Consider the following 12,148-nt stretch of genomic DNA (forward strand, 5'->3'; position numbering starts at 1 on the left):
CAACCATTGAAATAGATAAGTGATGAAGCCTTTCCAGTCGGGAAGGCTTCTTTTATGGCAGTAATTTCAGTTTGTCTAAAAGGTCAAAGATAGCTTCTCTGTCGTTGAACGATTGTCGGAGTCCCGTTTCTATAGGTTGGTCATTGGCAGATTGAATCATCCGGATGGCGTTATTAAATGCATCCATACGCAGCACATTAAATCCAAAAGTAATCGTAGCGCCCTGTCCGAAAATCGGGTCTAATAAATCTCCTGCAAAGAATACCTGAAAAACCCTGGAAGCATCCGTATCGTATTCGTCCTGTAACTCTGTTAAAAACCCGGGCACCGAGGATACCGTTTTATTGCCAAAAAGCAGCCAGTCACTGACATATTCTTTATAAACACCGGTTGCTGCCAGCGAACGAGTCATGTCAATGGTAACATGCGCATTGATTCCTTCTAATACCAGCCGGGTAACACTTGTTCCGCCCATCGCATGTGTATAATACAAATCCCAATGCTGCTCCAGCGGTTCGTTCAGTAAATGATGTTTTAGGTAATACAGATAGCGTTTGCTGAACTCCATCGAGAAAGACAATGTGTATGTATTGTCATGGTAGTCACGATTTGCAATGGAAATAACCGCTGCATGTGTGATGGCTTTGTAGATGGTCGGGAAAGCGCCGCGTTTATCCTGATGGGATGAAAAGATTTCCTGTATGCGGCTAAGACGGCTGTCAAAATCTTCATAAGTACTCAGGGTTACAGTATCACATAATGCAATCAGCTCATTATATTCTGCCAATGGAATATCTCCCTGATTGATGTATGAATGCACATCTGATTTTTTGCAAGAGATGGCAAGGTTTAATACTATGAATATCAAAAAATAACGCATAGTTGTAAGGATAAATTTTCTCAACAGATTCTTGTTCAACTTCAATTGATTGCCTGACGGATTTATTGCAGCTGCTCCTGAAAGAAGTTGCTCATACGCTCAAAAGCATGCTTGCCCTGATTGTTGTTAAAAAATAAATGCGGAATGCCGTGCGGCAATGCATACCAGTGCGTTTCTAAATTTCCATGCAATTCGGATTCCAGTTCTTTTACGCGCCATACCGGACACATCGGGTCAACATAGGAGAAATGTCCCTGTATTTTATGATGAATGAGTGAAGAGCAGCTCTTTGGTATGCCGCTTCCTTTTAATCCAAACGAATGGTGAAACACTACCGGCGCTTTTACTTCCGGACGGATAGCGGCGTGTAAAACAAATCCACCTGTCAGGCATTGTCCTACAACACCGATGTTGTTTTCGTCCACCCTTTCAAATTCTTTAAACTGGTCTAATATCTCCAGAAATTCTGCCAGCGGAGCATTGCCTGTCGGTTCATTGTTTCGAACCATTTCATTCATCAGAAACTGCACACAATACTTGCGGAGCGTGGTGCCCCCGCTGTAAAGATCCGGAATCAGGACATTGTAATCGCCTTCCTCACATAAGATTTCAGCGCTTCGGTGGGTCGTCTTCTGCACACCTGCTAAGTCAGGCAGAAACAGGATGCCCGGGCGCTTCTCATCGCTTTGCGCTTCGTAAAAGTAGGCGTCCAGCGTTCTGTTTAGTAATGGGAGTTGTACCGTTTGCAAGTGTATAATTTTAAAGAAAGATAATAAATAAAATCCGTTTGCAAAAAGTTTATCTTTATCCGATATTTTATGGTTGCATTCTTTAAGGATAGAAAAATAGCCGGCTTGTTGCTGCTGACATTCCTTCTTCGGTTGGTTGTTTTCTTGATTTTTCAGCCGTGGAGAGAGGGGGTGCTGCAAAAGGATGTATTTATTTATGATGCCATCGGATATAATATTCTCGCAAAATGTATGGCATTTGATTTTTCTTTCTGCGGGGACACCTTCAGGACCCCTGTCTATCCTGCTTTTGCCGCTTTCTTTTATGCCCTGTTTGGAGCAAAGCCCTGGATTGTCTTATTGGTTCAGGTTGTTTTAAACACCGCCAGCGGATATTTATTGTTCCGGATTTGTCAGCGGTTGTTTTCTAACAGTGCAGTTGGATATGCAGCGCTGTTCCTGTTTGCCTTCGACCCGCAGCAGATCATTTTCTCGACATATCTGTATACGGATATCTTGTTTGTGTTCATATTATTGTTGTGCGTGCTGTTGTTGATTAGAGGGTTACAGGAAAATAAAATCAGCCTGTTTGTTGCGTGTGGAATTTTATCGGGCACACTGATACTGACCAGGCCCATCGCTGTTTATCTGCCTGCGGTACTGGGGTTTTTTGTATTCATCTGGACAAAAACGGATCTTGTACAACGGCTGAAATATACAGTGGTGTTGGTGCTGTTGGCATATCTGACGATTGTGCCGTGGATGTACCGGAATTATAAGCTTTATGGTCACTTTGAACTAAGTTCCATCAACGGATATAATCTGCTGTTTTATAATGCGGCATTCACAGAAGTCAATCATACCCAAAAAACGTATGAGCAGGTTTGTGACGAATTTGTGCGGCTATCCAAAGACGCCGCACCGGAGAAACTGAAACCGGACATGCCCCATTCGATGGAAGAACGTCTGCATGGACTGACGTTTGAGAAATCAGATGTCTATAATGAAGTGGCGAAAAAATATTTAAAGCAGCATTTCTTCGCAGCCGTTAAAGCACATTTATCCGGCAGCATCAAACTCCATCTAAACATGGGCAGTGAGGTGATTATGAAACGGCTGCATTTGCCCGTGAAGCAATGGACGGATACCGAAAAATATTCCGGCGGTATTTTTCAGTTGGCCAAAAAATATTTCAGCACCAAGACTTCCGGAGAAATTGTAATTGGACTGTTTGTATTGTTGTTTCTTGGAGTGGTATATGTTACGGCACTGTTGGGCGTTATCGAACTGACGTTCCTGCAGCGGCAATGGATGGTATGTCTGTTCATCCTGCTGATTATCGGTTATTTTGCAGGATTATCCGGCATTTTCTATACGCCGAGGTTCCGCCTGCCGTTCCTGCCTTTCTACATGGTATTGTCTGGGGTCGGGTATGTATCCATCCTTTCCAGGTTCCGGAAAGATTAATCCTTCTTCCGGGTGTCCTCATCTGTCAGAAATGACGAGGTTAGGTCATTCAGTTTCTGGACTTTTTCTTCAAAAGTGCCTTTGAGCTTATTTCTGTATTGATGAAGATGGAGAATCAGATCATTGATATTGTCCGGCAGGATATCTTCAAAAAACTCGCGTATTCGTTTAGACAGCGTTGGAGATTTTCCATTGGTGGAAATGGCAATCTTCAGGGCGCCTTTCGTAACGATGCTGCCCAAATAAAAATCACATAATTCAGGTGTGTCGGCAACATTTATCAAAATGCCTTTTTGTTTCGCTGCGAGATAAATGGCTTCATTCAGACATTTATCTGCAGTAGCTGCGATGACGAGTCGCTTATTTTCTAAATCGGAGGATTCAAATGCTTTCTCTATCAAAACGGTTGACCGTCGACCGTCGACCATCATCCGAATCTCTTCACTGATTTCTTTTGCAACAACAGTAATATTTGCGTTCGGTGAGTTTTTAAGAATGAAAGATAATTTCTCTGTTCCTACCATTCCTCCTCCCACTATGATAATTTGGAAGTTTTCGGTTTTTAAAAATATAGGGTAGAGCGTGTTCACCGTTATCGAATATCTGTTCAGGTAAAAATACAACAAATCTGTTATCTGTGAGTTGTTATCTGTGAACAGTCCAAGACGTTGCCAACGATGATGACCGCCGGCGATGTGATATTTTCTTCCTCCACTTTCTGCTGAATGGTGGACAGGTGTCCGCACACCACTTTTTCATCGGGAAGTGTTCCGTTTTGTATGATGGCAATCGGGTAGTGCCCGGATTTGTATCTGCTGAACAAACGTACAATCTCCGCCAGTTTGCCGATGCCCATTAAGATGACCACTGTTGCCGTAGATTGTGCCGCCAGTTCTATATCTTCCGACAATTCGCCGCAGGAAGTGGTGCCGGTGGTTATCCAGACGCTTTCCGTGATGCCCCGTTTCGTCAGTGGAATCTGTCGCAAGGTGGCCAATGCCGTGGCGCTGGAAATGCCGGGAATGATTTCCGCCGGGATGCCATGCTTTTCGGCATATTCTATTTCTTCCTGTCCGCGCCCGAAGATAAACGGATCACCGCCTTTCAGGCGAACCACCATACCATGCCGGTTGGCCTGCTCTACAATCTGCCGGTTGATTTCGTCCTGTTTCATGTAGTGCGTACCGGCGCGTTTGCCGCAAAAGATTTGGATGGCATTCGGTGCCTGTTTCAATAATTCTTCACTGACCAATGCATCATACATGACCACATTTGCCTGCTGCAAAGCTTTCACCCCTTTCAGGGAAATCAGTTCCGGGTCGCCGGGACCGGCACCAACAAGTATGAGTTTTTTGAGCATTATTAATTTATAGGTCTAAACCTACCTGTTAATTCACAATATTTTATTGTTTGTTTGATACCATCAGGATAACAAATTTGAAATTCATTGCCTAGTGTCTGCTCTTGATTGTATTCAAATCTTTCAAGAATCATATCAAAAAAAACGTTAGTAGTTAGAAATATCAATTTCCAATCAGAAATCAATATTGTTTCTTTTTGATATGATTTTCCTTCATAGTTTAAAAACTCAATTTCTTCATTTAAAATCCTATATTGACTATGTGCAAAAGCATCTCTAAATTGACTGTTATAAATAATATCAAAAACCTCTTTTATGTTATTTGATTCTTTTTTAAGGCGATCAATAATTTCATCTCTACAATATTTTTGTCTGTTGTACCCAACTTTATTAATCCAATCAAATTCTTTTTTACGAATAAGATTTGTTAATTGTTTTAAAAATTTTATATGAAAATCAGATTCCCAAAGGTGCGTGTATATCATAAGTTCAATATCAATCAAAACTTTTTTTATATTATTTTCTTCTTCAGTGTTTACTAATTCAAAATTTTGAAGATAAGTATGTCTCAAATCAATTTTATCCCTATTGTATAGAAAATCTATTTGATCTGAAAGTAAGTATGATTTATTTTTTGCTGTGATACTTAATTTACGATAAGAACACTGACTTAGAAATAAAATAAAATCATTGTCTTTAGCATTATTTCTTGCAAGCTGGAATATATCATTTACTGCAGTTTTTACGAGTTCATTTATTTTATTGTCTTCTTTCATTTACGTTCTACTGCTACTTTCCGCCACTTCTTTAGTTACTTAAAAAGTTTTCTTTACAATAACATTCATGTTTTAACAAAATGTTTCTTATTCTTTTTCCACCAGACGGTAGTTGTTTCTTCTGCAAACTTGTCTGCTTCTTTTTTAAATACTTTTTTGTTGTCTGTAAGTTCTAAGTATTTTGCATATTCTATTAACTTTTGTTTGCCAAAAGCATCTGCATTATTTGGAATAGAAATAATTATTTGTTCGCTATTCTGCTTTATTTGCATATTTAAAGATACTAAATATTTTATTGATTGTTCTCAGAATTATCGGGTTTTAATCTCAATTTATAATTCGTTGGTTGAAAACTAAGTTGTTCTTTAACATTTGAAAATCCATGTATCTCAATATATTCGAAACTATTGTAATCAGTATTAAGATTGTGAACCAAAAACAATACATAATTTTCATCAAATTGATTAGCAAATGATATTTCGTTTTTTGAAAATGAAGCTGCCGGATATTTTGCTGTTGTGGTTTTTACTTCTACATAAATCTTTTCGGCACTTTCATTATACGCTAAAATATCATAACCTAAACCGTCGCCGTGTTCAATTGAAACATGTTTAAACTCTTCAATTAAAGGCTGATAGATAGTGCTAATTAGTCTTAATTTTAATTCTTCAAATATTAATTGTTCGCCCAAAGTACCTATTGTTAGTTTTCGCTCTACTATTTGTTTTAATTTATCAGGTGTAATTACCTTATTTACTTTAATTCTGGGTTTATTAACCTTAATTTTCGGTTTGAGTACATTATTTGTCTTTTCAATTTGTTTTTTAAAAAACCTCTGAAATTTCTCTTCTTCTTTTTGCTGTTTTCTATTTTCTTGTTCAATTCTTAAGATTATTTCTCTTTCTTTCCTTCTTTCTTCAGCTTCTTTTAATCTTTGTTGTCTATTCTCTTCATATATTCTATTTTGTTCTTCTTGTTTCTTTTCATATTCTGCAAGTCTTTCATTCCTTTTTACTTGTTCTTCTAATTCTTTTTCTTTTATTATAGCTTCTTGTCCTTCATTATTTATAATTTCATCTTTTAAGAGTCCTTAGCTTCTTGTATTTCTTCCATTTACACCATCGATTTTTGTTCTTCTAGAATTAGTATTAATTTTTCATCATCGGAAAGGCCAAGTTGAAGTGAGTTATTTATCCCTTTTATCGTGATGAAATTCTTTTCAAATTTTTAATCCTGATTTGTAGTTCTTGCATGAAGAAAGGATTTATCATTCTCCACCTAATCCATTTATTAAATTATTTTGATTATCTGATTTTGTCTCAACTTTTAATCTTAATTCATTCAAAATCCATCAAAGGAAGATTTATTTCTTTATATTGTTTTTTTTTGATCTAATAAAGAAAGAACTTGTTGAAATTTTTAATGTTATCTGTATTGATTTTATCCAAAATTACAACCAGTAAAATATTGTTCCAACAAAATGAAATCCAACCAAAGCAAAATCATTTTCAGAATTTATAGTTTACAGATATGCATTTATAAAGTCCCAAAAATTGAGACTAAATATAAGAAAGGGAAAAGAAATCCAACAATTGAATTTTAAATCCAATTGTTATTTTGTTTTCAAACAAAATCTGATTATTAATAATCTCCAAATCCAATTCATATTTTTCAGGATTTACATAGTTCGTCTGGATAAACTCAAATTGTTCTTTTGTTACAGGTTTCATTTGAATGAAATTGAAAAACTTTGGGCTTCAAAATCAAAAAAGTTATTTATTTCTTCTTTGCCATTTAATAGTTTAATTTCTGCATCATTATTTGATAAATCCAATCGATATACAATGCATAATATGAATTTTTCAGGATGGTTATTCATAAAATCAACTTCATTCTGGCTCATAAAAATATTTTGTCCAAATTCTTTAGTAGTGGTTTTTACTTCAGCGTAAAAGACCTGATTTTCATTATCTATCAATACCAGATCATAACCTAATCCATCCCAATTTAATGAAGCGTGGTTAACTTCTTTATAAATTGTTTTAAAATACTGGACTGCTATCTCTTCTCCGACCTTTCCAATATCAGCCCGCAAAAGATTGATTCTTTCCCAATCTATTTTTTTTGCATTAAACTTTTTATTGTTACTCTCTAGAACCTTACTATCTTCTATATTTAAAATATCAGGTGAGTTTGTTTGACTAGTTTCATCCTCAGAAAAAGTTGTTGTTGTATCATTGGAAAAAGCTTCTTCATTTTTTTTATTTGTGTCTGAATTGATCTCTAAACGAGTCTCTGGTGGCTGTGTATAAGGTTCCTCTTCATTTGTAAGTAGATTAATATCTTCATGAGTGCTGACACTTGGTATCAATACTTCAGTTGTTGGATAATTGTTAATGGGTACACTCTTCTTATCAAATATTGTAATTGAATCTCTTTCAATTGTTTTGTTTTTAGATCTTGCAATATTGTTTTGCCAGAATCCGATTATTGCAGTTGAATAAATAATCGAAATTAAAACAAACAGAAAAAATGTGTAGAGGTTATTTAAGTGAGTTATGTCGTATTTATTAACAAAATAAAAGAGGATACAAGCTAATATTATGGAGGATGTAAATAATATAGAATAGAATGCCTTCTTCATGTATTCTCTTAAATGAAAATACAATAAATATACAATGAATTCAATCCTTAATGGTATTATGCCTTATAATTACTCTCCACCACCAGCTTGTCGCCGCTCATCTTCTGTTCCCTGTAGGCAATCACCGCTTTCAGAAACTGATGAAACTGCGCGACATAACTCTCGGCAAATTCTTTTTCCGGCTCATATCGGTTGATTTGAAGAACCATGTTTTCAAATCCGTTTTCTATCCGGAAAGTGCCGTCTGTGACAAATGTTTTATCAAAATCCTGCAAGATCTTTATTTGTGTATTGCACTCCACATCTTTGCTCAGCAGCAAGGCCTTGGCTGCAATTACAAAACCCGTGTACGCATAATAAATGGCTTCGGGATACCTGTTTACTTTCAACTGCTCTGCCGCGTCGAGTTGTTTGGTTTCCGCATCTCGGATGATGTGCCCTACCATATCATACATCACACCGGCGCATTCTCCCACGCCTATTTCAGGGGTGAAATGTTCGACACCGTCATAGTCGATGAAATCATCGTCGGTATACAAATCGGCATTTGCCAATGGCTTCAGCAGGGTGTAAAAATAATTTTTGCCCTGGCGGCGATAATAGTCATTGAAGTACTCGCCTTCACTGCTGTTGGTTTCATAATCATTCAAAAGGATGCGCAGCATTTCAGGAGTTCGTTTGGTCGGAAGCTTTACGATCTTATCCCCAACAGACCCAACACCATTGATATCCACCCCTCCGCCCAGTACGACCTGCATGGCAGGTGCTACCAGTTCGCCCACCTTGATGGAGCTGCCGTGCAAGCCGATATTCGCCGCCATGTGCTGGCCGCAGGAGTTCATGCAGCCGCTTATTTTTATTTTAATTTCAGAATCAAAGATCAGGTGGTAGAATTCATCCTGAATCACATCTTCCAGCACTTTGCCTAAGGTCATGCTGTTGGTGACGCCCAGGTTGCAGGTGTCTGTGCCCGGACAGGTGGTGACATCGGCGATGCTATCAAACCCGGGATTCGCAAATCCCATCCTGTCTAATTCGTAAAAGAGATAAGGCAAAGATCCCTCCCGCACAAATTTTAGCAGCAATCCCTGATTCATGGTGATACGCATGTCTTCAGAGGCATACCATTCGGCTATCTCGGCTATTTTTCGCGCCTGGTCCGGTTTGATATCTCCTTTGGTTACTTTGAGTGCGACGGCAAAATAGCCGGGTTGTTTCTGTTCAAAAATATTGGTCTTTAACCAGTCCTCATAACGTTTCCGGTTCTTAATTTCAACCGGTGGGGCAATATTCTGATGTGCAGGTGCTCCGTCAGCGACAGCGGCTGTATCTACCCGGTATTCTTTTGCTTTATTCGCCGTGCGTTCCTTTTCCACCAGCTCCATAAATTTATCCAGGCCCAGGTCTTTAATCAGGTATTTCATACGGGCTTTGTGGCGGCGGGTACGTTCCCCGTAGCGGTCGAAGACACGTAAGGCCGCTTCCATAAACGGAATCACATGGTCTTCGTGTAAGAACTCGTAAGCGGTTTGAGCCAGGATAGCCTGTGCGCCCAGTCCGCCGCCCACGACCACTTTAAAGCCGCGTTCATCGTCAGCAATCCGCGGGATAAACCCGAAATCGTGGAGGAAGGTATAGGCGGAATCTTTGTCGGAAGAGGAAAAAGCGATTTTCACTTTTCTGCCCATTTCCTGACAAATCGGATTGCGGAGGAAAAACTCAAAGGCGGCTTGTGCATAGGGAGCGACATCAAACGGTTCATCCGGATCGATACCGGCCCTGGAGGAAGCCGTGATATTCCGTACGGTATTGCCGCAGGCTTCGCGGCCGGTGGCGCCTACATCTTCCAGCCCTGCCCAGATGGCCGGTGCATCGGTTACTTTTACGTAGTGCAGCTGTATATTCTGACGTGTAGTCAAATGCAGGTTGCTGCTGGCATATTGCTCGGATAGTTCCGCTACCCGTACGAGTTGCTTTGGGGTAATCTTTCCAAAGGGAAATTTGGTCCGGAACATTTGAACACCCAGCTGCCGCTGCCCGTAAACGCCTCGTGTCAGGCGGAATGCCTTGAATTTGTCTTCCGGCATTTCTCCGTTCTGAAAGGCGTTGATTTTCTGCTGCAACTCAAAGATATCTCTGGCTGCTTCCGGTGAAATGTTTTTGGTAATAATGATGCTCATATTTTCGATTTACCGTCATTCCGAGTGCAGCGAGGAATCTGTTGAATAGATTGCTTCGTGCCTCGCAATGACGAGGTATAAAAAAACCTGTCGTATACGGACAGGCTTATAATTTTTTATGTAAATATCAACCTATCCGATTACTGCAGACAAACACAACAACAATTAAATAGGCTGACTGATACTTTCATTTAAGTAAAAGTATAAATAAATATGGAAAGATGGGTTGTGTTAATGATTTTTTAAACCTTGTTAAATTATAAAGATGTTAATCAGGGGCTGTTAAATTTATTTTTGAAGCGGCAATGAGCACGTTATTCTGAATAATCTGCAAAATATAGATTCCTCCGCTGCTTTTTTGTTCCCATTCTACAATATGAACATTGCCTGTTTTCAGTTCTTTTCTACTAATAACATGTCCTGTTATGTCGTTCAGCTGCAGTTGTGTTGTCTGGCCGTCCTTTACCTCGAAGAAAACGGTACATTTTCCGTTTGCCGGATTGGGATAAACACTTAAAGATGCAATTACCTGGTCTTTTCGTATTCCGGTACTTACGGCATTCGTATCAGTTCGGCAATAAAAGATACCAGCATTTACTGTTTTTGGACCGGCGCTTAACCATCTTGTTTTAGCCATGTTGGTGCCAGAATTCAATGCGTTGGGTATTCCTATAGCAGAACTGAAAGGCGCTTTGAACAGTGTCGTTTCCGGAAGGCTGTTTGTTCCGAAAGGCGTTATGGTACCTTTTATGTTATTGCCAAACTGGAAATTGGATCCTGTTAATGAATAATTTCCCAATAAAAAACCGGTATTGGTCACCTCATTTCCGGCAAAGTTCATCTTATCACCTGCGCCTGTATTCATAATAATGCCATACAGTTCGGCCCTGTTCCTGAAAAAGGTATTATAAGGACCATTATTGCCGTGAGAATTATCAATAATAATATTCTGGCAGATGTTGCCTTCAATTAAATTGGTAAAATTATAATTTCCATGCAACACAATATCTCCTGCGGAATTAGCTGGAAAGATGCCTTCCGTCCAAAATGGATCTAAGGTATAGTTATAGGCTATAACATTTCCGTTTGTGGCAGCCTGCATTAAAACAGCATGACGCAGATGTTTGGCAATATTATTATAAATAAGATTTTCGCTGGTTCCAAACTGCAAAACAAATCCATATCCCTGTCCGCCGCCGCCGTATGCGAAAGCATCGTGCAGATAATTTCCTTCTAATGAGCAATGTATCGAACTTTCTAATAAAATATGTGCATAGTTTGAGTTAATGGATTCCACGCCTCTAATCCAGCAATTTGCTGCATTTGTAAAACTGATATTGCTTGTCTGTTGAGTGGTCGCATCCAGTCTTTTTAATTTTAAACTCTCTATACCTGTCTTTTGAACCGGATTTACTTTTATTATCATCGGATTCAGGCTGGCACTGAATGTTAAACGAAGCGGTGATTCGATCGTGATGTCATTTCCTGAGATGGCGGCAATCTTTGCCATCTGATAAAATGAATTATAAGCCCAGGGGGATGTCGTCAGCGTGTTTCCGTCCTGTTTAATTTGAATATAATCACCAACCATAAAACCGGCTGAATTGGTTACGCCTAGTGTCTTGTTTCCTTTTGACATTCCTGTTAAGACCGGTGTCTTTGTGCCGGTTACACTGCCATTTACATTAATACAGTTATTGTTTCCGGAAAGATTAAAATATAAGGTGGTGCTGTCACTGCTGTTTCCTTTAAATATGATATTTGCAGGTATGTTTATCGGGTTTGTAAACAAAAACCTGCCGGACGGGAAACAAATAATTCCCGGATTTCCGTTCAATGCCGTTAATGCATTTTGAAAAGCGGTACTGTTATTGCCGGAAGAATCATTTTGTCCGCCAACATCCATGATAGAAATAATACGGTACGGATATTCTATTGCGCCTTGTACGCCTGCTTTGGACCAGTCGGTAATCAGACTATCCGGAATGGTGCCGGCAAAGAGATTATTATAAAGATAGAAACTACAAACTGTTAAAAATCCGGAAAACAGATTCCTTTTTAATTTATTCCTGCAACGTATTAACATGTAGAGCGGTTTGATGTTTTTGTGTGA

The 12,148-nt window shown here is 39.0% G+C and carries 12 protein-coding genes; 1 reads left to right on the plus strand and 11 read right to left on the minus strand.

The annotated features are described in order from the left end of the window. Positions 1 to 52: 52 nt before the first annotated feature. Entirely contained in the window at positions 53 to 820 is a 768-nt protein-coding gene (locus IPM95_11535; GenBank protein MBK9329906.1) for a hypothetical protein, read from the minus strand. 122 nt (positions 821 to 942) lie between these two features. Continuing rightward, positions 943 to 1,629 (minus strand): dienelactone hydrolase family protein, encoded by a 687-nt coding sequence (locus tag IPM95_11540; GenBank protein ID MBK9329907.1) that lies wholly within the window; start codon positions 1,627 to 1,629, stop codon positions 943 to 945. A gap of 69 nt (positions 1,630 to 1,698) precedes the next feature. Here IPM95_11540 and IPM95_11545 point away from each other — a divergent pair, with 69 nt between their 5' ends. Continuing rightward, the gene (locus IPM95_11545) at positions 1,699 to 3,075 is read left to right on the plus strand and encodes a glycosyltransferase family 39 protein (GenBank protein MBK9329908.1); all 1,377 of its coding nucleotides are present in this window, start codon (positions 1,699 to 1,701) and stop codon (positions 3,073 to 3,075) included. Here IPM95_11545 and IPM95_11550 read toward each other — a convergent pair. The 9 genes from IPM95_11550 to IPM95_11590 all read right to left on the minus strand — a co-directional run bounded on the left by IPM95_11550 (position 3,072) and on the right by IPM95_11590 (position 12,121). After that, positions 3,072 to 3,671 (minus strand): bifunctional precorrin-2 dehydrogenase/sirohydrochlorin ferrochelatase, encoded by a 600-nt coding sequence (locus tag IPM95_11550; GenBank protein MBK9329909.1) that lies wholly within the window; start codon positions 3,669 to 3,671, stop codon positions 3,072 to 3,074. The two genes, IPM95_11545 and IPM95_11550, sit on opposite strands and share 4 nt — an antisense overlap. A gap of 35 nt (positions 3,672 to 3,706) precedes the next feature. After that, positions 3,707 to 4,435, minus strand: coding sequence for a uroporphyrinogen-III C-methyltransferase (gene cobA / locus IPM95_11555; protein MBK9329910.1), 729 nt, complete (start codon positions 4,433 to 4,435; stop codon positions 3,707 to 3,709). A 2-nt stretch (positions 4,436 to 4,437) separates the two neighbouring features. Beyond that, positions 4,438 to 5,211 (minus strand): hypothetical protein, encoded by a 774-nt coding sequence (locus IPM95_11560; protein MBK9329911.1) that lies wholly within the window; start codon positions 5,209 to 5,211, stop codon positions 4,438 to 4,440. A 65-nt stretch (positions 5,212 to 5,276) separates the two neighbouring features. Continuing rightward, on the minus strand, positions 5,277 to 5,483 hold the full coding sequence (locus IPM95_11565; protein MBK9329912.1) for a hypothetical protein: 207 nt from the start codon (positions 5,481 to 5,483) through the stop codon (positions 5,277 to 5,279). Positions 5,484 to 5,503: 20 nt separating this feature from the next. After that, positions 5,504 to 5,902: a DUF3883 domain-containing protein gene (locus tag IPM95_11570; GenBank protein MBK9329913.1), complete on the minus strand. Its 399-nt coding sequence runs from the start codon at positions 5,900 to 5,902 to the stop codon at positions 5,504 to 5,506. Between the two features lie 868 nt (positions 5,903 to 6,770). Beyond that, a complete protein-coding gene (locus IPM95_11575; protein ID MBK9329914.1) occupies positions 6,771 to 6,941 on the minus strand; it encodes a hypothetical protein in 171 nt (56 codons plus the stop codon). Then, a complete protein-coding gene (locus IPM95_11580) occupies positions 6,938 to 7,855 on the minus strand; it encodes a DUF3883 domain-containing protein (GenBank protein ID MBK9329915.1) in 918 nt (305 codons plus the stop codon). The genes IPM95_11575 and IPM95_11580 overlap by 4 nt, the downstream gene beginning before the upstream one ends. 56 nt (positions 7,856 to 7,911) lie before the next feature. After that, a complete protein-coding gene (locus IPM95_11585) occupies positions 7,912 to 10,035 on the minus strand; it encodes a nitrite/sulfite reductase (protein MBK9329916.1) in 2,124 nt (707 codons plus the stop codon). Between the two features lie 268 nt (positions 10,036 to 10,303). After that, positions 10,304 to 12,121 carry a T9SS type A sorting domain-containing protein gene (locus tag IPM95_11590; protein MBK9329917.1) on the minus strand — a complete coding sequence of 606 codons (1,818 nt, stop codon included), beginning with the start codon at positions 12,119 to 12,121 and terminating at the stop codon, positions 10,304 to 10,306. Positions 12,122 to 12,148 lie beyond the last annotated feature (27 nt).

Source organism: Sphingobacteriales bacterium (assembly GCA_016719635.1).
GTDB lineage: Bacteria > Bacteroidota > Bacteroidia > Chitinophagales > JADIYW01 > JADJSS01.

What these genes read in the sequence shown, in the direction of transcription:
- IPM95_11560 (MBK9329911.1), bottom strand. Translation starts at nt 5,211, where the DNA reads ATGAAAGAAGACAATAAAATAAATGAACTCGTAAAAACTGCAGTAAAT.
- cobA (MBK9329910.1), bottom strand. Translation starts at nt 4,435, where the DNA reads ATGCTCAAAAAACTCATACTTGTTGGTGCCGGTCCCGGCGACCCGGAA.
- IPM95_11565 (MBK9329912.1), bottom strand. Translation starts at nt 5,483, where the DNA reads ATGCAAATAAAGCAGAATAGCGAACAAATAATTATTTCTATTCCAAAT.
- IPM95_11585 (MBK9329916.1), bottom strand. Translation starts at nt 10,035, where the DNA reads ATGAGCATCATTATTACCAAAAACATTTCACCGGAAGCAGCCAGAGAT.
- IPM95_11590 (MBK9329917.1), bottom strand. Translation starts at nt 12,121, where the DNA reads ATGTTAATACGTTGCAGGAATAAATTAAAAAGGAATCTGTTTTCCGGA.
- IPM95_11575 (MBK9329914.1), bottom strand. Translation starts at nt 6,941, where the DNA reads ATGAAACCTGTAACAAAAGAACAATTTGAGTTTATCCAGACGAACTAT.
- IPM95_11545 (MBK9329908.1), top strand. Translation starts at nt 1,699, where the DNA reads ATGGTTGCATTCTTTAAGGATAGAAAAATAGCCGGCTTGTTGCTGCTG.
- IPM95_11580 (MBK9329915.1), bottom strand. Translation starts at nt 7,855, where the DNA reads ATGAAGAAGGCATTCTATTCTATATTATTTACATCCTCCATAATATTA.